The sequence below is a fragment of the Pseudomonas sp. F2 genome, assembly GCF_057174385.1.
This window is the reverse complement of record NZ_CM169904.1, coordinates 3,884,047-3,904,638: the sequence shown is the minus strand read 5'-3', so window position 1 is coordinate 3,904,638 and position 20,592 is coordinate 3,884,047. Positions and strand designations below refer to the sequence as shown.

The 20,592-nt window shown below is 59.7% G+C and carries 16 protein-coding genes and 1 tRNA gene; 3 read left to right on the top strand and 14 right to left on the bottom strand.

Features of this window, described 5'->3' with window-relative positions; translation table 11 throughout:
* Positions 1-57 precede the first annotated feature (57 nt).
* The 12 genes from pqqB to rpsU form a co-directional block, all read right to left on the bottom strand.
* Entirely contained in the window at positions 58-969 is a 912-nt protein-coding gene (gene pqqB, locus AC193Q_RS17615) for a pyrroloquinoline quinone biosynthesis protein PqqB (protein ID WP_041070011.1), read from the bottom strand.
* A gap of 81 nt (positions 970-1,050) precedes the next feature.
* Positions 1,051-1,125: a pyrroloquinoline quinone precursor peptide PqqA gene (gene pqqA, locus AC193Q_RS17610; RefSeq protein ID WP_003422658.1), complete on the bottom strand. Its 75-nt coding sequence runs from the start codon at positions 1,123-1,125 to the stop codon at positions 1,051-1,053.
* A gap of 156 nt (positions 1,126-1,281) precedes the next feature.
* A complete protein-coding gene (gene pqqF / locus AC193Q_RS17605) occupies positions 1,282-3,699 on the bottom strand; it encodes a pyrroloquinoline quinone biosynthesis protein PqqF (RefSeq protein WP_483878635.1) in 2,418 nt (805 codons plus the stop codon).
* A 48-nt stretch (positions 3,700-3,747) separates the two neighbouring features.
* Positions 3,748-4,542: a carbon-nitrogen hydrolase family protein gene (locus AC193Q_RS17600; protein ID WP_483878634.1), complete on the bottom strand. Its 795-nt coding sequence runs from the start codon at positions 4,540-4,542 to the stop codon at positions 3,748-3,750.
* Positions 4,543-4,554: 12 nt separating this feature from the next.
* Positions 4,555-6,237, bottom strand: a complete 1,683-nt coding sequence (locus tag AC193Q_RS17595) for a flavin monoamine oxidase family protein (RefSeq protein ID WP_047297002.1) — start codon at positions 6,235-6,237, stop codon at positions 4,555-4,557.
* 206 nt (positions 6,238-6,443) lie between these two features.
* Positions 6,444-6,905, bottom strand: a complete 462-nt coding sequence (locus AC193Q_RS17590; protein ID WP_121187497.1) for an Lrp/AsnC family transcriptional regulator — start codon at positions 6,903-6,905, stop codon at positions 6,444-6,446.
* Positions 6,906-7,201: 296 nt separating this feature from the next.
* On the bottom strand, positions 7,202-7,768 hold the full coding sequence (locus AC193Q_RS17585) for a PBECR2 nuclease fold domain-containing protein (protein WP_121187494.1): 567 nt from the start codon (positions 7,766-7,768) through the stop codon (positions 7,202-7,204).
* 204 nt (positions 7,769-7,972) lie between these two features.
* Positions 7,973-8,049 (bottom strand) — tRNA-Ile (locus AC193Q_RS17580).
* 15 nt (positions 8,050-8,064) lie between these two features.
* Positions 8,065-11,811 carry a bifunctional diguanylate cyclase/phosphodiesterase gene (locus AC193Q_RS17575; protein WP_483878633.1) on the bottom strand — a complete coding sequence of 1,249 codons (3,747 nt, stop codon included), beginning with the start codon at positions 11,809-11,811 and terminating at the stop codon, positions 8,065-8,067.
* Between the two features lie 126 nt (positions 11,812-11,937).
* Entirely contained in the window at positions 11,938-13,785 is a 1,848-nt protein-coding gene (rpoD, locus tag AC193Q_RS17570; protein WP_041070030.1) for an RNA polymerase sigma factor RpoD, read from the bottom strand.
* Between the two features lie 67 nt (positions 13,786-13,852).
* Positions 13,853-15,817 (bottom strand): DNA primase, encoded by a 1,965-nt coding sequence (gene dnaG / locus AC193Q_RS17565; RefSeq protein WP_041070033.1) that lies wholly within the window; start codon positions 15,815-15,817, stop codon positions 13,853-13,855.
* 478 nt (positions 15,818-16,295) lie between these two features.
* Complete coding sequence (gene rpsU, locus AC193Q_RS17560; RefSeq protein WP_002551877.1) at positions 16,296-16,511, bottom strand: 30S ribosomal protein S21; 216 nt, start codon at positions 16,509-16,511, stop codon at positions 16,296-16,298.
* Positions 16,512-16,710: 199 nt separating this feature from the next.
* Between rpsU and tsaD the strand changes: the two genes are divergently transcribed.
* On the top strand, positions 16,711-17,736 hold the full coding sequence (gene tsaD / locus AC193Q_RS17555; protein ID WP_039768071.1) for a tRNA (adenosine(37)-N6)-threonylcarbamoyltransferase complex transferase subunit TsaD: 1,026 nt from the start codon (positions 16,711-16,713) through the stop codon (positions 17,734-17,736).
* A 23-nt stretch (positions 17,737-17,759) separates the two neighbouring features.
* Here the strand turns inward: tsaD and plsY are convergent, their stop codons facing one another.
* The gene (plsY, locus tag AC193Q_RS17550) at positions 17,760-18,329 is read right to left on the bottom strand and encodes a glycerol-3-phosphate 1-O-acyltransferase PlsY (RefSeq protein ID WP_041070041.1); all 570 of its coding nucleotides are present in this window, start codon (positions 18,327-18,329) and stop codon (positions 17,760-17,762) included.
* Positions 18,330-18,403: 74 nt separating this feature from the next.
* Between plsY and folB the strand changes: the two genes are divergently transcribed.
* Both folB and folK read left to right on the top strand, forming a co-directional pair.
* The gene (gene folB / locus AC193Q_RS17545) at positions 18,404-18,760 is read left to right on the top strand and encodes a dihydroneopterin aldolase (protein ID WP_121187490.1); all 357 of its coding nucleotides are present in this window, start codon (positions 18,404-18,406) and stop codon (positions 18,758-18,760) included.
* Entirely contained in the window at positions 18,751-19,266 is a 516-nt protein-coding gene (folK, locus tag AC193Q_RS17540) for a 2-amino-4-hydroxy-6-hydroxymethyldihydropteridine diphosphokinase (RefSeq protein ID WP_121187488.1), read from the top strand. The genes folB and folK overlap by 10 nt, the downstream gene beginning before the upstream one ends.
* Before the next feature lie 90 nt (positions 19,267-19,356).
* On the opposite strand, the gene AC193Q_RS17535 is transcribed toward folK, so the two are convergent.
* Positions 19,357-20,580 carry a multifunctional CCA addition/repair protein gene (locus AC193Q_RS17535; protein WP_121187486.1) on the bottom strand — a complete coding sequence of 408 codons (1,224 nt, stop codon included), beginning with the start codon at positions 20,578-20,580 and terminating at the stop codon, positions 19,357-19,359.
* Positions 20,581-20,592: the final 12 nt, after the last annotated feature.

The window sequence follows — 20,592 nt, the reverse complement described above, 5'->3', positions numbered from 1 at the left end:
TTTTGTGTACACCACAGAACACTGTGGGAGCTGGCTTGCCAGCGATGGGGCCATCCGCTACAGCACAATACTCATGCCATCGAACGCCACTTCAACATTACGCCGCGCGAGCTCCGCGCGCTCCGGCGAATCCTCATCGAGAATCGGGTTGGTGTTGTTGATGTGGATAAGCACCTTGCGTTGCTCAGGCAACTGCTCCAGCACTTCGAGCATGCCGCCGGGGCCGTTCTGCGCCAAGTGGCCCATTTCACGACCGGTGCGGGTGCCGACGCCACGGCGCTGCATTTCATCGTCATCCCACAGCGTGCCGTCCACCAGCAGGCAGTCGCTGCCGGCCATGATTTCCAGCAGCGGCGCGTCGACCTTGCCCAGGCCCGGTGCATAGAACAGTTTGCCGCCGGTGTTGAGGTCTTCGACGATCAGGCCGATGTTGTCGCCCGGGTGCGGGTCGAAACGGTGCGGCGAATACGGCGGTGCGGCGCTGCGCAACGGCAGCGGAGTGAAGCGCAGGTTCGGGCAGGCAGCGACGGTGAAGCTCTGGTCGAGTTCGATGCGGTTCCAGTTCAACCCGCCGTTCCAGTGGGTGAGCATCTTGAACAGCGGGAAACCGGTGCTCAAATCCTCGTGAACCATGTCTGTGCACCAGACCTGATGCGGGCAGCCTTCGCGCAGGCTGAGCAGGCCGGTGGTGTGGTCGATCTGGCTGTCCATCAGGATGATCGCGCTGATGCCGGTGTCACGCAGGGCACGGCCCGGTTGCATCGGGGCAAAGCTCTGCAGCTGCGCGCGGATGTCCGGCGAGGCGTTGCACAGCACCCAGTTCACGCCGTCGTCGGAAATCGCGATGGACGACTGGGTGCGGGCCTTGGCATTCAGGCTGCCGTCGCGAAAGCCTGCGCAATTGACGCAGTTGCAGTTCCACTGCGGAAATCCGCCACCGGCGGCCGAACCCAGAATCTGGACGAACATGAACGCTCCCATCTTTCAACGCTGAAAATAAAACGCCCCGGCGAGCCGAGGCGTTGCACTGCAAGTCTGCGTAGGCAGAACTCAGCGGCTGGCGAAGTACATGGTGACTTCGAAGCCGATACGCAGGTCGGTGTAAGCCGGTTTTGTCCAGGACATGGGTGTCTCCTTCAGGGTGGGTGGGATAGCGCTGTCCATAGTTATAGTCCACGGCAGCGCAGGGATGTTCCAAATAGTTAGGCTGCTATGTTACTCAAAATTTCAACGGTATTGCCCGTGAATCTTTGAGAAAGCTCCTTGCAGCCTTGGTAATGATCATTTGGTCGCTTGCCACGGTGCGCCGGGTGACGATTCGCTGGCCAGGCAGCGCCAGCCGCCCTCGGCGTTGAGCAACCGCCGCGCTGCCGCCAGCAATGTCGAGCGTTGCAGTTGACCAATGGCCGTGTGCAGTTGTCCCAGATAATCCGACGAGTGGCCCGCGAGTCTGGCCTGCCACAACAATTCGGCGGCGTCTTTGCCGGACAGCTGACGCTCATCGAACTGATCGGCGAGTGACTGGCGTTGTTGGGTGAAATGCACTTCGTCGAGGTTTTCGATCAGCGCAGGAATGTTTTTGAGGAACTGCTGAATATGACCGAGCAGCTCAACGGGCGCAGTCTCTGGCGACTGCACACCGAACAGCAATCCACTCTGACCATGTACCTGCCGCAAGGCACTGAACACCGCGTAGCCCAATTGCAATTCGACGCGCAGGCGCTGATAGAACGGGGTCTGGCACAGCTGCGCGAGCAGTCGCCAGGCGGCTTCGTCAGCGATTTCGTGGTCTGCGGTCGGGCAGAACAGCAGCAGCGCATGCTCGCTGGAGGCGGTGTCGATGTGGCTCCACACATGTTGCGCATTGATCGTCGGCACTGTCGGCAGTTGATTGTCCGGTGTGCCGGGGATGCGGCTCAGGGCCAGACCCATGGCCGATTGAGTTTTTGCGTTGAGACCAAGCGCCAGTCCGTCCCAGCGCGACGTTGTCCACACCTGTTTGGCGTCGTTCGACTCGACGGCCGATGGCAGGCAATGTTCAGGCAACGCCTTGAGCAACTGACGGATCGGTATCAACGGCGCTTCCGGCCCAGCGTTGGCTGAATCGGCGTCGATTTGCGTCAGACATTTCAGTGCGTGTTCCAGGACACCGGGCATCGGCTCCTGCAGTCCCGTCAGTTTCAGCAGCCACTGAGTGCCGGTGGCACTGAACGCGATTTCGACGCCGGCTTGCCGTGCATCTTCCTGAGTTTCCTGCAGACTGCGTTGCAGCTTGCTTTGCAGATCGACGCCAGCCTGCGCTGCGGTTTGCCAACGCAAGTAGATCGCACCGTGATCAGTGTAGTCCGGCAGCGCCTGACTGAACTGCATCGGTGAACGCTCACGCCGCCCGCGCGAGCGATCCTGAGCGAAAGTGCGCAATCCACGATGGGCGCTGGTCTGGCCGCGGATCAGCCCGGCGTTGGCCAGCGGTTCGCTGGAACCGAGGAAAGGGTTGGCGGCAGGCCGATGCCAATGCGCGCTGAAGTTATCCACAACGCCGATGTCGCGCAGGATGTGTTTGAGGGCGGCCACGCCGTTTTCCGACAAGCCGTGTTCAAGTTGTTCGCTGTCGCGGCGCGCCAGTAGCAGTGCGCCACTGACTTGCTGTTGACGTTCCAGCAATTTGGCGTATTCCTCGCGTAGCGCTGCCCAGTCCTGTTGCGCGGCGAAGAAGCCCAACCAGTCCAGTAGATGTTCACGAATGGCGCTGAGGGAGTCGGCGGGGGCGGTGAATTGCAGGTGCAGCAACGCTTGCCCGGCGAACTGATACAGCGGCACCGCTTTCAAACCGTCCGCGAGGCGTTGTTGCTGCAAATGGGCGAGCAAACCGCCGGGCTTGGCGCTGTTCAGCCAATGGCAGAGAAACGCCAGTGCTTCGGCGGACGAGTCGGGCAGCGCTTCGAAAGCGAACAGCAGATGGCTGCTTCGCTCGCCGACCTGTTGATAACTGTTCACCGCCAATGGCACGGTCGCTGCCTGTTCGAGCTTATCCCCAACCGGCAGCGCGCCGGCAAACTGCTGCGCCAGTACGCGCAATGCTTCAATGCTCTGCGGTCCGACCAGGCTCAGCGTCATTTGCCCGCTGCGATAAAACTGCCGGTGGAAATCCTTCAGCGCCTGTTGAAACGCTGGTAACTCAACTTTCAGGCTGTCGCGATTCCCCGCATGAAACCCGCGCAACGGATGCGTGGCGGGCAACCCTTCGTACAACGCCAATTCCTGCAGGGCCGTGGGATCTTGCGACCACGCGACAAATTCCGCGTCCAGCACTTCCCGTTCGCGCAACTGATCGTCCGGATTCATACGCGGATGGGCGAGCATGTCTGACAGACGCTCAAGCCCGGCACTGAAGGCGGAGGTCGGCAGTTCGAAAAAGAAATCGGTGGTGCGTTCTCGGGTGCTGGCATTCACCTGCCCACCGTGACTTTGCACGTAGGCCATCAGCGCCTGACTCGCAGGAAATCGCTCGGTACCGAGAAACAGCAAATGCTCGAGAAAATGCGCCAGTCCCGGCCACTCCAGCGGCACGTCATGACTACCGGCGGCCACCCGCAATGCAGCGGCACTGCGCTTCAAACCGGGCACCTGACGCAGGGTCACGCGCAAGCCGTTGGCCAGGGTTTCAGTGTGGGGGCGGGTGTGAGTCGGCGCAGGCATGGGCACTTCCAGAACAGTGAAGTGCCCATGCTAGCGGATTGCGTGGGGTCAGCGCTTGTCCAACGCATGGTAAAGCTCGGGGCGACGGTCGTTGAGGTAGCGGTTGGCGGCGCGGGAATCGGCCATCAATTGCCGATCCAGCTCACCGACGATCAACGCTTCATCGAGGCCGGCCTGGGCGATACGGCTGCCGTCCGGCGCAGCGATGCTGCTTTGCCCGCAATAGTGGATCTCGCCTTCCTGTCCGCAGTAATTGGCGTACGCCACGTAGCATTGGTTTTCGAAGGCGCGGGAACGCACGGTGACGTCGGCGACGAAATCGAACGGAATCATGTTCGCCGTCGGTACCAGAATCAGCTCGGCACCGGCCAACGCCAAACGCCGCGCATTCTCCGGAAACTCCAGGTCGTAGCAGATCAGGAAACCGATTTTCCAGCCGTCGAGTTCGACGATGGGAAAATCATCATCCCCCGGGCTGAACATCGACCGATCCAGATCACCGAACAGGTGAGTCTTGCGGTAATTGCACAGGCGCTCGCCGTGCGCGTCGATCAATTGCACGGCGTTGTAGATCTGCCCGTCGGCCGTGCGCTCGGGGTATCCGTAAGCGATCGCCAGCCCGGCGGCTTTGGCGATTCGACCGATCTGTTGCGCCCATTCACCGTTGTAGACCTCGGCCAGCGTACTGACTGCCTCGGCGCCGATGTTGTAGCCGGTCAGAAACATTTCCGGCAGCACCAGCAGGTCGGCACCCTTGGCCTCCATCGCCAGTTGCTGCAGGCGATGCAGGTTGGCGGCGGGGTCCAGGGGCAGCGGTGGACATTGGTAAAGGGCTACACGCATCAGGGATTCCTCTTACTCGGGCAGGGCGATAGGGCCGATGTCTTTGAACACATCACCCGGGCCCGGGTTCTCTTTATGTGTCGAACCGCCGAAGTGTTTCATGATGCCCCACACCGCGTTGAGTGAAGTCTGCACCGCGCCTTCGACCCACGCCGGTGTCCACGACACATCGTCGCCGGCGATGAAAATCCCGCGCTGCTCCGCTGGCATGTCGTCCTGCATGAAGTGCGCGTACATCCGCTGGTTATAGCGATAGTGGCCGGGCAGGGCGCCTTTGAATGCGCCGAGGAAGTACGGATCGGCTTCCCACGACACGGTGATCGGATCGCCGATGATCCGCGCGGCGATATCGACTTTCGGGTAGATCTTCTTCAGCGCGTTCAACGCCAGCTCTACGCGTTTTTCAACAGGATGCGGGAGCATTTTCAGCGCGTCGCTCATCCACGAATACGACAGGCAGATCACGCCCGGCTTGTCGTCACCGTTGTCGAACAAATAGGTGCCGCGAGTCAGGCGATCGGTGAGGGTCATGCTCATCAGATCGCGACCGGTTTCCGGGTCCTTGTCCTTCCAGAACGGGCGGTCGACCATGACGAAGGTCTTCGACGACTGCATGTAGCGCGTGCGATCCAGTGCCATCCACATCTTCTGCGAGAACAGGGTTTCGTCGCATTCGATCTGGGTGGTCAGCAGCCAGCTCTGGCAGGTGGTCAGCACGGCGGCGTATTCGCGGGTGTCGCCGTTGTTGTCGGTGACGGCGAAACGGCCGTCCGGCGCGTGGGCGATTTTCTTCACGCCGGAACGCGGCGCGCCACGGTGCAGGGATTTCAGACTGGTGCCTTGTGGCCAGTGCACGCAGCGCTCCGGTACGTGCCGCCAGATGCCCTGCGGCACTTGCTCCACACCGCCGACCACCAGGTGCTGGTGATCGTCACAGTTGGTCATCACCACGCGGAAAATTTCCAGCATCGAGTTGGGGAAGTCCGAATCCCAGCCGCCGGTACCGAAACCGACTTGACCGAACACTTCGCGGTGATGAAACGACAGTTTGGCGAAGGCCTTGGAGGTGGCCACGAAGTCGTAGAACGTGCGGTCGTCCCACAGCGGCACGAGTTTGTTCCACAGTTCTTTGAGGCGTGGCACATCGCGGTCACGGATGGCTTGCTGGATATCGGCGAACTGCGAGCCCGCCTCCAGCGCATCCGCCCAGGCGTCAGCCACTTCCTGAAACAGGGCAGGAAGATCCTTCAGGCTTTGTGCGTAATGGGTTTTACCTTCCAGGTCGATCACCGTGCTGCCGGAGGCTGGCGTCAGCGGGTTCGGGAACGGTTTGGTCTCAAGGCCAAGCTTGTCGACGTAGTGGTAGAACGCCGTGGAGGACACCGGGAAACGCATGCCGCCCAGTTCCGCAACGATGCCGTCGGTACCGTTGAACGCCTGCGAACGCAGGCGTCCACCGAGCTTCGAAGCTTCGTATACCACCGGTTTCAGGCCGAGCTTCATCAGCTCGTACGCGGCCACCAGACCAGCGATACCGGCGCCGACAATTGCCACTTCAGCGCCATGGTGGTGTTCAGGAATACTGCCGAGACCGGCCGGGTGTTCGATCCAGTCGTCAAACGCGAACGGAAAGTCCGGGCCGAAAATGGTGACGGGTTTCTTGCCGTCTGCAGGATGGCGATTGTTCTTGTTCATGGCTGACCCTGTTGGCGACCCGACGCAGGACGCGCGTCTGAGTATAGGAAAAGATGCCAGCCATTCTAGGGAGCGTGGAACACGTTAATAAGACGCAATGTGTCGTCGTTTTGCCATTTAACTGATCAATATGACGATGGGTGACTGCATATCGACCAGATGTAGAAGCGAACCTGCTCGCGAAGAGTCCCTCTCAGCCAACACATTTAAACCGGCTGCCCCCGATCGATCTTGCTACTCAAAATGATCGACGTTGTCGTCTTATCCACCCCATCCACACTGCCAATCTGATCCAGCAACTGATCCAGCTGCTCCGGCGAGTCGGTGCGCAACCACGCCACATAATCAAATTCGCCACTCACCGCACACAACTGCTGCACCTGCGCCATCGCGCTCAACCGGCGCAACACTTCCTTGCCGGAACGCGGCTGTACCTTGATCCCGACATACGCCTGCAACCCGCCATCGACCACGCGCTGCCCCAGACGCACGCCATAACCGGTGATCACCTTGGCCTTCTCCAGCCGCGCCAACCGCGAAGTCACGGTGGTGCGCGCAATGCCCAGTTGCCGGGCAAGCATCGCCACGCTTTCGCGGGCGTTGATCTGCAGGGCGGCGATCAGCTGGCGGTCGATTTCGTCGAGGGCGGGGGGGCGGGTGTCGGGCAAAGGGGCGGCTCCATGACTGTCGAGTGCGGATGAGTTCGCATGTTACAGGCACTATCTGCGACACGCTGCTGACGATGACTGAGCACGTCACTTATGCGTGGAGGCAATCGTTTCGCCAAAACAAACATCAAATATTTGGTTTGACTTGCCGGGCCTATTTATCAAGAATGCCAACAAGAGCGCGAAATCTGCTGCCTTGCAGGGCTTTAGCGGACGTAGGTACCTCAGCGATGCTGCAACATCGGTGTAAGGTGAGACCTCTTCATCCCATTTCCTGAGGATGCAAATATCAGGATTCAAATATCAAGGGCAGCCAACTGGCTGCCCTTTTCTTTGTCTTCAAGAATGTACCGCTTGTACAAAAGATCGCCTTGGCGGTGCTTGTTCATTGCTCTTGACGGAGCGTGCATGAAATTCCAGAGGACGTGCCCGTTCCGCACATCGACCACGACGAGCATGTCGTTTTTTGCCTCATAGGCGTTGATGAATGCCAATCGGAATCCGCCATTATCGTAGAGGACTTTCCATACTTCGAAAGGTCCCGCCAGCGTGTCGATGGCATGTCGAACATAGCGTTCTCGGGAGTCTGGACGTTTCTCGACGATATGGGCCAGTTTGTCTCGCATGACTGCAACGTTTCCAATAGGCGTGAGGATAGTAACGGCCAGTACGGAATCGTCGACGAACCCAAAGTGATTCAGAAGGATTTTGAGAGCACCTTCGGCGTCGTCAGCCCTTTTTACTTCTTCGATTGCGGCTGACCGAATTTCTCTTGGCAATGTTCTTAGATCTGGCAGAGCAAGGTCGATCCAGGTTGGTTGGTCGGCTGCTTCCTTTATCAGTGGCGCAGCATTCACAAGCATAAAAACAATCCTGGACGGGCAGTGGCGTCCGGAGATTACTTGTCTGGGGAAACAGTCAACAAGGCGCGGGGAGGGGAGAAAAAACAGCTTCGGAACATTCCTACAGCCTTCGGGGAAGTCTTCCGAACATTGCGCTCGCAAAGATTGTCCCCCCCCAACCGATCGCCCAAGAAAAAGCCGCGCAAGTAGCGCGGCTTTCAAATGTGGTGGGCCTACACGGACTCGAACCGTGGACCAAAGGATTATGAGTCCTCTGCTCTAACCAACTGAGCTATAGGCCCTCAGTAGGTCGCGGATTATAACGACGGTTTCTCGGCTGTGCTATCCGAATAATCCGATACGGTTACACGAAGAAACGTTGCGGCGAATTCTTCCGGGGGCAGTGGCAGGCTGACGATGTAGCCCTGAATCTGTTCGCAGCCCTCAGCCGCCAGAAATTGCTGTTGCGCCTGGGTTTCCACGCCCTCGGCAATCACGGTGAATTGCATGCTCCGGCCCAGGGCGATGATCGCGCGGACGATCGCCGCGTCGTGCGGGTCGTCGGGCAGTCCGCGAACAAAAGACTGGTCGATCTTGAGGATGTCCAGCGGCAGGCGTTTGAGGTAACTGAGTGATGAATAACCGGTGCCGAAGTCGTCGATCGCCAGTTGTACACCCAGGTGTTTGAGCTGGTGCAGCACCGCCAAGGCCTCTTCGGCCTGACTCATGATGAAGTTTTCGGTAATTTCCAGTTGCAGTAAATCCGGCTGCAAACGGTTGTCCCTGAGCAGTTGTTCGATACGCCCGAGCAGATTCGGCTGGCGCAGTTGCGCACCGGCGAGGTTGACTGACAGCGGGCCGAGGCTGTCGTAGATCTGATTCCACTCGAACATCTGCCGGCAGGCGGTCTCGAGTACCCAATCACCGATCTGCAAGATCATGCCGTTCTCTTCGGCCAGCGGAATGAAGTGCTCGGGCGGCACTTCGCCGAAGGTCGGGTGGCGCCAGCGGATCAGTGCTTCGGCGCCGACCAGGCGATGGTCGTCGAGGCTGATTTTCGGCTGGTAGTAGAGGAACAACTCTTCGCGTTCGATGGCCCGGCGCAGTTCGTGTTCCAGTGCCACGCGTTCGCTGGCTTGGGCGGTGAGGTCGCGGGTGTAGCTTTCGACGCGGTTGCGGCCCTTGGCCTTGGAGCGGTACATCGCGGCGTCGGCGTTTTTCACCAGAGTTGCAACGTCGCAGCCATCCCGTGGGTAGAGGCTGGTGCCGATGCTGGCACTGATGAAAAACTCGTGCTCACCGGCCTGAAACGGTGCGCCAAAGCAGTTGAGCAGTTTGATTGCGATGTTGTCGGCATCACTGGCTTGTTGCAGGCCCGGCAGCAGGATAATGAATTCATCCCCGCCCAGTCGGGCGACGGTGTCGATATCGCGCAATTGCTCCTTCAGGCGTACCGCAATGCCTTTGAGCAACAGGTCGCCAACCGGGTGCCCAAGGCTGTCGTTGATGTGTTTGAAACGGTCGAGATCGAGAAACAGCACGGCGCCCTGACCGCCATTTTCCTGCTGACTGTTCAGCGCGGTGAGCAGGCGACTTTCGAACAGGGTGCGATTCGGCAGGCCGGTGAGGGGGTCGTGGTGCGCTTGATAGTCGAGTTTGGCTTGCGCGTGTTTGAGGCTGGAGATGTCAGCAAACACCGCGACGAAGTGGGTGATGAATTTGTCGCGGTTGCGCACGGCGCTAATGGTCAGCCAGCTCGGGTACAGCTCGCCGTTCTTGCGCCGGTTGGAAATCTCGCCTTGCCAGTGACCCTCGTCGGTCAACTGGTGCCACATCGCCGCGTAAAACGCGCTGTCATGCAGGCCGGAGGCGAGCAGGCGCGGGGTGTGGCCGAGGGCTTCGCTTTCGCTGTAGCCGGTAATTTCGGTGAACGCACGGTTCACCGCGCTGATGTGCTGCTGGGTGTCGGTGATCAGCACGCCCTCGGCGGTGCTCTCGAAAACGGTGGCGGCCTGTTGCAGCTTTTCCTGCATCAGATGGCGTTCGGTGATGTCCCGGGCGATGGTCAGCATACAGTCTTCTTCGCCGATCGGCAGCGGTCGGCTGGACACTTCGCACAGGCGGATCTGCCCGTCGCTGCGGCGGATATGGCAGGTGAAGTCGCGCACGAAGCCGTCGCGGTGCAGCAGGTCGAGCATCTGCTTGCGTTCGTTGAGGTTGACCCAGATCCCCAGGTCCAGCGCCGAGCGATCCACCGACATCGCGCTATTGAATCCGGTGATGCGGCTGAAGCCCTCGTTGACTTCCAGCAGCAAGCCATCGCTCTGACGCGACAGCAGCAAGCCGTCCGGTGAGGCATGAAAAGCCTTGGCGAACTTCTCTTCGGAGGTTTGCAGTTGTTGTTGGGTTTCCTTGAGCTGAGTGATGTCGCGCACCACCACCACCAGCGCTGGAGTGGTGTCGAGGTCGAAGGGTTCGGCGGAGATCAGGCCGGTGAATACCTGACCGTTGTTGCGGCGAAAGGGCATCTCCAGGTTGCGGATGCTACCGGCCTGCAAGCGCTGGAGCAGTCCCGGACCGACTCCGGGAATGCCCCAGATATTGAGTTCCGTGGCGGTCTGGCCTATGACGTCTTCGGCCTTCAGGCCGATCTGTTCCTCAAAGGCTTCGTTGACCTCCAACAGGCAGCCATCGGACAGCCTCGCGATGACCAGAATGTCCGGGCATTGCTGGAACACCGAAGCGAACTTCTGCTCCGACAGCCGCAATGCTTCTTCTGTACGTTTGGTCTCGCTGATGTCGATCATCAGCCCGCGCATCACCGGCTCATGGCCGTGCTCGATCAGGCTGACAATATCGCGCACCCACAGGCAGCGCCCGTCTGCGGTAATCACCCGATAATCGAGGGTGTGATCGCGCCCTTCGCGCACTGCCTCATCGCAGATGGCCTGGGCACGCGTCAGGTCGGCGGGGTGGATGATGTTGCGCCAGAAACCCGGAATCAGCCAGTGCGTCTGTGGATAACCGAGCAGATCCTCGGCATGCGGCGACACATAGCTGTAGGTGAAGTCGCTCATGCGCGCTTCCCAGGCGATGGCCGACAGGCTCTCCACCAGTCCGCGGTAGTGGTATTCGCTGCTGCGCAATTCCTGTTCGAGGTCGACGCGGCGGGCAATTTCCGAACTCAGGCGGCGATTGATGCGAATGACCACAGCCAGGATGATCATCAGCAATAACAGGCCCGGCAGGCCGTAAATCAGCAAATCCGACCAGAATGTCCGATGATCGAGGACATTGCCGACCCAATGTTCCTGAATGCTGCTGATTTCCTCCGGGCTCATGTCCGCCAGGACCTTGTCCAGAATGCCCACCAGCATTTTGTTGTCACGGGGCACGCCCATGGCCAACTGGTAGCGATACGGGGTTTCGCCGCTTACGTATAAACCGTCGAGCTTGAGCTGGCGCAGGCTCCAGACGCTGGAGGCGAGATCGCCGACGACCGCATCTACTTCGTCGGTAGCCAGGGCCTGCAAGGCCGAGCTGACATTGGGCATGGCCACCAGATTCAGGTCCGGATGGTGGGTGCGCAGCAGTTCGTGGGGGGCGTAGTTTTCCACCACGGCGATCTTCAGTCCGTACAGGTCTTCGATTTTGCGCGGTTGCGCGCCGCCGATATGGGCGAGGATCACGATCGGGAAATCGAGATAAGGGCGAGTAAACGACAGATAGTTCTGGCGCTCGGGCGTGGACATGATCCCAGGCAGCAGATCGATCTTGCCGGTTTTCACCTGCGCCAGCACCTCAGTCCAGCTCGACGGCTCGACCGGGGTGAGTTTGACGGCCAGGCGCTGGCGGATCACGTCGATGTAATCAGCGGCCAGACCTTGATAGCGATTCTGTTCATCACGGAACTCGAACGGCGGCCACGAGGCGTCTACACCCAGGCGCAAGTCCGGGTGAGCCGCGAGCCAGCTACGTTCTTCATCGGTCAGAGTCAGCGCGTTAGCCGTTGCGGTCCAGATCATCAGTGACAGCAAGAAAAGCACGGGCGCCAGTCTGGGCATAACCGTCTCGTTAGGGCACGGGATTGATTGTTTCGAGTGTAGACGGGGTATGCGGGGGATGGGCGGTGCGAGGGATTTAATCTGCCGTATAAACAAAACCCCCGGCCTGGGCCGGGGGTTCTGGTATCACTCGTCGAGGAAGGAGCGCAGATGCTCGCTTCGCGTCGGGTGGCGCAGCTTGCGCAGCGCCTTGGCTTCGATCTGACGGATCCGCTCGCGCGTTACGTCAAACTGTTTGCCCACTTCTTCGAGTGTGTGGTCGGTGTTCATGTCGATACCGAAGCGCATGCGCAGTACTTTGGCTTCACGGGCAGTGAGGCCGGACAGCACTTCGCGGGTTGCTTCTTTCAGGCTTTCAACGGTTGCCACATCGATTGGCGACTGCATGGTCGAGTCTTCGATGAAGTCACCCAGATGAGAGTCTTCGTCATCACCGATCGGGGTTTCCATGGAGATCGGCTCTTTAGCGATCTTCAACACCTTGCGGATCTTGTCCTCAGGCATTTCCATGCGTTCGCCCAGTTCTTCCGGAGTCGGTTCACGACCCATTTCCTGCAACATCTGGCGGGAAATACGGTTGAGCTTGTTGATCGTCTCGATCATGTGCACCGGAATACGAATGGTGCGAGCCTGGTCGGCGATCGAGCGAGTGATCGCCTGACGGATCCACCAGGTGGCATAAGTCGAGAACTTGTAACCACGACGGTATTCGAACTTGTCCACCGCTTTCATCAGACCGATGTTGCCTTCCTGGATCAGATCGAGGAATTGCAGGCCGCGGTTGGTGTACTTCTTGGCGATCGAGATCACCAGACGCAAGTTGGCTTCAACCATCTCTTTCTTCGCGCGGCGGGCCTTGGCCTCACCGATCGACATGCGACGGTTGATGTCCTTGATTTCAGCGATGGTCAGACCGGTTTCGGTTTCCAGCGCAATCAGCTTCTGCTGGCAACGGATGATGTCTGGCTGCACGCGACCAATGGCTTCGGCGTATTTGCTCTTGCCTTTGGCCAGGGCGTCGGACCAGCTTTCGTCGACTTCATTGCCCGGGAACTGACGCAGGAAATCGGCGCGTGGCATACGTGCATCACGGACGCACAGTTGCATGATCGCGCGCTCTTGCTGACGCAGGCGATCCAGGGCACTGCGAACACGCTCGACCAAGGCTTCGAATTGCTTCGGCACCAGTTTGATCGGCATGAACAGCTCGGCCAGGGCCAGCAACTCGGCAACGGCGGCCTTGTTGTGACGACCGTGCTTTTTCAGGGCCTTGCGGGTGATTTCCATCTGGTCGGAGACAGCGCCGAAACGCTGCGCTGCGATGACCGGATCCGGACCGCTTTCGGCTTCTTCTTCGTCATCCGAAGCTTCGGCGTCATCGTCGTCGGTATCGTCGTCAGCCTTGGCGGCTTTCGCGTCGATCGGCGGTGGCACTTCGGCAGCAGGCGGCGCAATGCCGTCGTCCGGGTCGATGTAACCGCTCAGAACGTCGGACAGGCGACCACCTTCGGTGGTGACGCGAGTGTACTCGGAGAGAATGTGGTCAACCGTGCCTGGGAAGTGCGCGATAGCGCTCATCACTTCACGGATGCCTTCTTCGATACGCTTGGCGATTTCGATTTCGCCTTCACGAGTCAGAAGCTCGACCGTACCCATTTCACGCATGTACATGCGCACCGGGTCAGTGGTGCGACCGATATCGGTCTCCACCGCGGCCAACGCGGCGGCTGCTTCTTCCGCAGCGGCCTCGTCGGTATCGGCGTCGGCCAACATAAGGGCGTCCGCATCCGGAGCACTCTCGTGTACGGGGATCCCCATGTCGTTAATCATGCGGATGATGTCTTCCACCTGCTCCGGATCTGAAATATCCTCGGGCAGGTGGTCGTTGACCTCGGCGTAAGTCAGATACTTCTGCTCACGACCCAGTTTGATCAACTCAATAATACGAGACTGCTGTTGCGCTTTTCCGGACATAACACCCTATCCACTGAAGGTCTTGGCGGGCAAAAAACAAGCCGAGGATTATACCTGAGCTATGACCTCACGCGCCAGTTGAGGTCGGGTTTGATGCGGAAACATTGCGACTTAATAGGTCGCGCAGTTGATTTTTTTCTTCGGCGCTCAGTTCGCTTTGACGCGCTTTCCTGAGCAACTGTTCCAGATTTCGCTCGCGTTGGCGGGCTGACAAGCTAGTAATGGTGTCGAAAAACTGTTGTTCAAGGTTTTCTCCGTCAATCAGCCACTCCTTTTCCGCCAACGCCTTGAGCAAGCGACCCTGTTCAGTGCCATGCCATCGCGCGATCAACTGAAATGAGTTTAGCTTGGGATTCTTCTGTACGGCTTCGAGCAGCGCCACAAGCAACTGGGCATTGGTCTGATTTTCGTCCGCAATGTGCCCGGCGTCTTCGACGCGTTCGGCCAGTTGCGGGTGGTGCAGCAATGTACGCAGGGCGGTCAGCGTCGGCGACTCGACACCAATCGGCGTGCGTGGGCGCTGTTGATCGCGATCGCCGCCACGCTTGCCGTTCTTGTCCCAGGGTTTCTTGTCCCATTTCTTGCCGCCGGCGCCGGGTTTCTTTGGCGTCCACTCCTGCTGCGGCACATACATGTCCTGTGCCTGCGGCTGATGGTAGTCGCTGTAGTCCGGCATTGCGTCGTAATCGATGCCCGGATCGTAGGCCGGAGGAGCTTCCTGCGGCGCACTTTGCGCGAGCTGGCTGACCGTTTCGCTGCTCAGGCCGGTGATTTCGGTCAGGCGCTGACGCATCAGAATGCGCAAGTTGGCGCCGGGCACTTTGTCGATCAGCGGCGCGGCGAGGGTAGCCATGTGGGCCTTGCCTTCGAGCGAGCGCGGATCGGCTTCCTCGGTCAGTTGCTGGAAGAAATAGTCTGCCAGCGGCTGCGCATGCTGATTGATGCGAGCCTTGAAGGCGTCAGTGCCTTCGGCGCGAACCAGCGTATCCGGGTCTTCGCCTTCGGGCAGAAACAGGAAGCGCGCACGGCGCCCGTCCTGCAGGCACGGCAGTGTCGCTTCCAGTGCGCGCCATGCAGCATTGCGGCCAGCCTGGTCGCCATCGAAGCAGAACAGAACGTTGGGCACGACGCGAAACAGGCGCTTGAGGTGCTCTTCGCTGGTCGCCGTGCCCAAGGTTGCGACGGCATTGCGCAAGCCTTGCTGGGCGAGAGCGATGACGTCCATGTAACCCTCGACGACGATGATTTCGTCGAGGTTGCGGTTGTTCTTGCGTGCTTCGTAGAGGCCGTAGAGTTCCTGGCCTTTATGGAAGACCGGGGTTTCCGGCGAGTTCAGGTATTTCGGCTTGTCGTCACCCAGTACCCGGCCACCGAAAGCGATGATCCGGCCACGGGTATCGCGGATCGGGAACATCACGCGATCGCGGAAGCGGTCATAGCGTTTGCCGGTTTCGGCGTTCTCGATCAGCAGGCCGGCGTCGATCATGGCCTTCTGCTGCAACGTGTCGCTGCTCAAGTGCTTGAACAGATTGTCCCAGCCCGGCGGCGCAAAGCCGAGACCGAAGTCCCGGGCGATCTCGCCGGTCAGACCGCGGCCCTTGAGGTAATCCACCGCAGCCTTGCGCGCCGGATGGCTCTTGAGCGCCTGGCGGTAGAAGTCGGCGGCGGCGGTGAGCAGCGGATACAGCGGCGAGTCGGTTGGCTGCCGCGGTTTGTGCGGGCGGCCGCTTTCTTCGCGGGGGACTTCCATGCCGGCGGCTTTGGCCAGGTCCTCGACAGCCTGGGGGAAATCCAGGTTGTCGTGGTCCATGAGAAAGCCGAGGGCATTGCCGCCGGCGCCGCAGCCGAAGCAGTAATAGAACTGCTTGTCGGGGCTGACGCTGAACGACGGGGTTTTCTCTTTGTGGAACGGGCAGCAGGCGGTGTAGTTCTTGCCGGCCTTTTTCAGTTGCACGCGCGAGCTGACCACGTCGACGATGTCGGTGCGGTTCAGGAGGTCGTCAATAAAGCTCTGGGGAATCAGCCCGGCCATGGCGTTCTCGTCTGCGCTGTAATGAGTCCGATGCGAAGGGCGGCCGGACACAGGTCTTGAGTGAAGCGCACAAAATGGGCGGTTCGACCGGTCGGTGCATATTCGCTGTCGGGAAGTGTATCTGCCGAAAATCCACTGACGTTAGTAACCATCAGTCTTCGACTATTTGAAAGTGTTGCGCTGAATCCGCTGACGGCCGATAAATGGCCTCGGATAGCTCAATAAAGCGGGCACGCATGGAGGTGCCTTGGGCTGATCGTCGTGAGAGGAATCAGTGGGTGTGCTCGTCAGTAGCCTTGAAAGGCTCGTCAGAAAAGACGTGCACCGCTGGCAAAAGAGCCAGGTCTGACGCGTGAAGCAGATTTGTCTCGGTCGCGTGTGCGGCTTCGACGGTGAAGCATCAAGCGTTTTACGCAAATGCCATTAGCCCGGCTGAAGGCCGGGCTTAGGCAAGAAGCTTGCTACGAACGTCTGTGTATTAGTACAGACGAACGGCGCGGCGCTGTTCGCGCTGAACTTTCTTGGCGTGACGCTTAACAGCGGCTGCTGCTTTGCGCTTACGCTCAGAAGTTGGCTTCTCGTAAAATTCGCGGCTACGAACTTCAGCCAGTACACCGGCTTTTTCGCAGGAGCGCTTGAAACGACGCAGAGCTACGTCGAAGGGTTCGTTCTCTTTAACTTTGACGGCTGGCATCCAGAGCTACCTTCATTCATTACCGGGGTCAACATCCTCGCGGCAAAAGAGCACTTGAAGACGTCGGTTTTTAAGGGTTGCGGATGTTAACCCCTCATCGCTCGGAATGCAAAGCCTCTGATCGAAAACCGCTAGTCGGGGCATCGCGTGGCGACTATTATGCGCGCCTTCGAATTCAGCCTAAACAAGGCGCAAACCCATGCTAGTACTGGGATTAGAAACCTCCTGCGACGAAACCGGCGTCGCATTATACGACAGTGAACGCGGCCTGCTGGCCGACGCGCTGTTCAGCCAGATCGACCTGCACCGCGTCTATGGCGGCGTGGTGCCGGAGCTGGCCTCGCGTGACCACGTCAAACGCATGCTGCCCTTGATTCGTCAGGTGTTGGCCGAGGCCGACTGCGTGCCGACCGAGATCGATGCGATCGCCTACACAGCGGGCCCGGGCTTGGTCGGCGCGCTGCTGGTCGGTGCCTCGTGCGCTCAGGCGCTGGCGTTTGCCTGGGGTATTCCGGCACTTGGTGTGCACCACATGGAAGGCCACTTGCTGGCGCCGATGCTGGAGCCCAAACCGCCGGAATTTCCGTTCGTCGCTTTGTTGGTGTCCGGTGGGCACACGCAACTGGTTCAGGTCGATGGCATTGGCCAATACAGCCTGCTTGGCGAGACCCTCGACGATGCCGCCGGTGAAGCGTTCGACAAAACCGCGAAAATGATGGGCCTCAATTATCCGGGCGGGCCGGAAATCGCCAAGCTGGCCGAGAAGGGCGTTGCGGGACGTTTCACCTTCCCGCGTCCGATGTGTGATCGCCCGGGTCTGGATTTCAGCTTCAGTGGCTTGAAGACCTTTGCCCTCAACACCTGGCAGCAATGCGTCAGCGCCGGGGACGACAGCGAGCAAGCCCGTTGCGACATTGCGCTGGCGTTCCAGCAGGCCGTGGTGGAGACTTTGACCATCAAATGCAAGCGGGCCCTGAAACAGGCAGGCATGAAACGTCTGGTGATCGCTGGCGGCGTCAGTGCCAACAAGGCGTTGCGTGTTTCGCTGGAAAAGATGCTCGGCGATATGAAGGGCGATGTGTTTTACGCCCGTCCCGAGTTTTGCACCGACAATGGCGCGATGATCGCGTTTGCCGGTTGTCAGCGTTTGCAGGCCGGTCAGCAGGAAAGTCTGGCGATCAGCGTGCAGGCGCGCTGGCCGATGGAGCAGTTGTCGGCGCTGTAATGTGCGGCGCTCATGGGCGGTATTTAAAAATGCCGTTCGCGCCCGGCAAACAGGTCGCGTAGATTGCCGCGGTGGCGCCAGACGATCAGAAGCGTCAGCGCGCTCATCGGCAGCAGCGCCTCCGGCTCTTGCCATGCAAGTAGGGGCAAGGTCAGTGGCGTGGCGATCAGCGCCGCCAGCGAGCTGGTACGGGTCAGGTAGAACGTCAGCAGCCAGGCGCACACCGCCAGCAGCGCGGCGGGTGGATACAGGCCCAGCAGCATGCCGGCAGCCGTGGCGACGCCTTTGCCACCGCGAAAACGGAAATACAGCGGGAACAGGTGACCGATCACGGCGCACACGCCGATCCAGGCCTGATCCTGCAGCGAAAGGCCAGCGGCTGCTGCGATCAGCACCGGCAACAGGCCTTTGCACAGATCACCGAGCAAGGTCAGGATCGCCAGTTTGCGACCGGCCAGGCGCAGCATGTTGGTGGCGCCGGCATTACCCGAGCCACTCATTCGCGGGTCCGGATTTCCGGTCAGGCGGCTGAGCAAAATGGCGAAGGACAGAGAGCCGAGCAGGTAGGCGAGGGTCGCCAGTAACCAAAACATGCTAACTATTCCGGGCGAGGACGCCCTGATTCTAACGGCGCATTGCGCCCTTGTCGTGCAGCGGAGAAAAGTGCTTGGACAGAGTGTTTATCGAGGGCCTGGAAGTCGACACCGTGATCGGTGCCTATGACTGGGAGCGCGGCATCCGTCAGTGCTTGCGTCTTGATCTGAGCTTCGCCTGGGACAATCGTCCGGCTGCGGTCGGTGACGACCTGACCCTGGCGCTCGATTACGCCAGCGTTTCCACGCGCATCCAGGCCTTTGCCGAACAAGCGCAATATCAATTGGTCGAGACCTTTGCCGAGCGTCTGGTCGAAGTGCTGATGACCGAGTTCAAGATTACCTGGGTTCGCCTGAAACTGACCAAGCCGGGCGCCGTGCCGGCCGCCAAGGGTGGCGTGGGTGTGGAGATCGAGCGCGGATGTCGCTGACTCAGGTGTACCTCGGGCTCGGTAGCAATATCGAGCGCGAAACCCATTTGCGCGCCGGGCTCGACGCTTTGGCGACATTTCTGGTGGATATCCGCTGTTCGGCGGTGTTCGAGAGCCAGCCGGTGGGAATCAAGAGCGGGCCGTTCTTCAATTTCGTGGTCTCGGCGTTTACCGATCTGCCCTTGATGGAGCTGGATCGGCGCTTGAAATTCATCGAAGCCGACAATGGTCGCTATGCGCCGGATCGCAAGGGCTTGCCGTTGGATATCGACGTGCTGTTGTACGGCGATCTGACGGGTAATTTCGACGGTTTGATCCTGCCGCGTGCCGAAATTCTGAAAAACGCCTTTGTGCTGTGGCCGCTGTCGCTGATTGCGCCGGATCGGGTGCATCCGGGTGTGGGAAAAAGCTTCGCGACATTGTGGGCCGAGGCGCAGATTGATCAGGTGTTGGCACCGGTGGGGTTTGAATGGCGTGGCGAACAGCTCACGCCTTTGAACCTTTGAAGCAAAAGATCGCAGCCTGCGGCAGCTCCTACACGGGGACGCGCGTTTCCATGTAGGAGCTGCCGCAGGCTGCGATCTTTTGATCTTGCTTCAGCGGTTTTCCTTGTACGCTTTCAACGCCTTGAGTCGCTCACGCTTGAGCGCTTCCCCAAGCTCCGGCCCTTTAAAGCCCTTCTCCAGCAGCGGCTGCACCGCCACCCCGCGTGCCACATCGGCCGCCCCACGCAGATAATCGGCCTGTGGATAACTGCGCTGTTCCAGCCCCTTGCGTCCGCGCGCATCCATCTCGCACGCGACGATGAACTCCTCGAAACGCTGCGGGCGACGATACACGTCAAAGCTCTGCAAAAGCTCCAGCAAGGTCGATGCCTTCAGCTCCAGGGCGCGGTGGCCGTGGGTGTGGTACTGGCCAACCAGCAACGCCAGTTCCTGACAGTCTTTAGGCGCCTTGAAGCGTTCGTTGACCGCTTTGATAAGCTTCAACCCCGTGTGTTCGTGGGCGATGTGCCGTGGCCAGGCTTCTTCAGGAGTCAGGCCTTTGCCAAGATCGTGGAGCAGACAGGCCCAGCGTACGGTTAGCGGTTGCTTGTGCAGCGCTGACTGTTCCAGCACGCTGAGTGTGTGGAGCCCGGTATCGATTTCCGGGTGATGCGCCTCCGGTTGCGGCACACCAAACAGCGCGTCAACTTCCGGCATCAGTACTTTCAGCGCGCCGCAGTCGCGAAGTACCTGAATGAATACCTGTGGCTGATCCTCCATAAGCGCGCGGGAGATTTCTTTCCAGCTGCGCTCGGCGGTCAACGCTTCCAGCTCGCCGGATTCGCTGAGCTGACGCATCAGTTCCAGCGTTTCTGGGGCGACGGTGAAACCCAGTCCGGCATAACGCGCGGCAAAGCGCGCAACGCGCAGTACCCGGAGCGGATCTTCGGCAAATGCGGGGGAAACGTGACGCAGGATGCGCGCTTCGAGATCGCGCTGGCCATGATAGGGATCGGTCAGATTCTGTTGATCATCCTCGGCCATTGCATTGATGGTCAGGTCGCGGCGGAGCAGGTCCTCTTCAAGGGTGACTTCAGGGCTGGCGTGAAAGATGAAGCCGCCATAACCGCGACCGCTTTTGCGTTCGGTGCGGGCGAGAGCATATTCCTCGCCGGTTTGCGGGTGAAGGAATACCGGAAAATCCGCGCCAACCGGGCGATAACCCTTGGCGAGCATCTCGTCTGCCGTGGCGCCGACCACTACCCAATCAATATCGGTCACCGGTAACCCGAGCAAGCGATCGCGTACCGCACCGCCAACCTTGAAAATCTGCATAAAAAACCTCCG

Bases quoted from the DNA above. Each gene is read 5' to 3' on its own strand.
- pqqB (WP_041070011.1), bottom strand. From the start codon at position 969: ATGTTCGTCCAGATTCTGGGTTCGGCCGCCGGTGGCGGATTTCCGCAG.
- rpsU (WP_002551877.1), bottom strand. From the start codon at position 16,511: ATGCCAGCCGTCAAAGTTAAAGAGAACGAACCCTTCGACGTAGCTCTG.
- rpoD (WP_041070030.1), bottom strand. From the start codon at position 13,785: ATGTCCGGAAAAGCGCAACAGCAGTCTCGTATTATTGAGTTGATCAAA.
- dnaG (WP_041070033.1), bottom strand. From the start codon at position 15,817: ATGGCCGGGCTGATTCCCCAGAGCTTTATTGACGACCTCCTGAACCGC.
- folK (WP_121187488.1), top strand. From the start codon at position 18,751: ATGTCGCTGACTCAGGTGTACCTCGGGCTCGGTAGCAATATCGAGCGC.
- AC193Q_RS17600 (WP_483878634.1), bottom strand. From the start codon at position 4,542: ATGCGTGTAGCCCTTTACCAATGTCCACCGCTGCCCCTGGACCCCGCC.
- pqqF (WP_483878635.1), bottom strand. From the start codon at position 3,699: ATGCCTGCGCCGACTCACACCCGCCCCCACACTGAAACCCTGGCCAAC.
- tsaD (WP_039768071.1), top strand. From the start codon at position 16,711: ATGCTAGTACTGGGATTAGAAACCTCCTGCGACGAAACCGGCGTCGCA.
- plsY (WP_041070041.1), bottom strand. From the start codon at position 18,329: ATGTTTTGGTTACTGGCGACCCTCGCCTACCTGCTCGGCTCTCTGTCC.
- AC193Q_RS17575 (WP_483878633.1), bottom strand. From the start codon at position 11,811: ATGCCCAGACTGGCGCCCGTGCTTTTCTTGCTGTCACTGATGATCTGG.
- AC193Q_RS17595 (WP_047297002.1), bottom strand. From the start codon at position 6,237: ATGAACAAGAACAATCGCCATCCTGCAGACGGCAAGAAACCCGTCACC.
- AC193Q_RS17585 (WP_121187494.1), bottom strand. From the start codon at position 7,768: ATGCTTGTGAATGCTGCGCCACTGATAAAGGAAGCAGCCGACCAACCA.
- AC193Q_RS17535 (WP_121187486.1), bottom strand. From the start codon at position 20,580: ATGCAGATTTTCAAGGTTGGCGGTGCGGTACGCGATCGCTTGCTCGGG.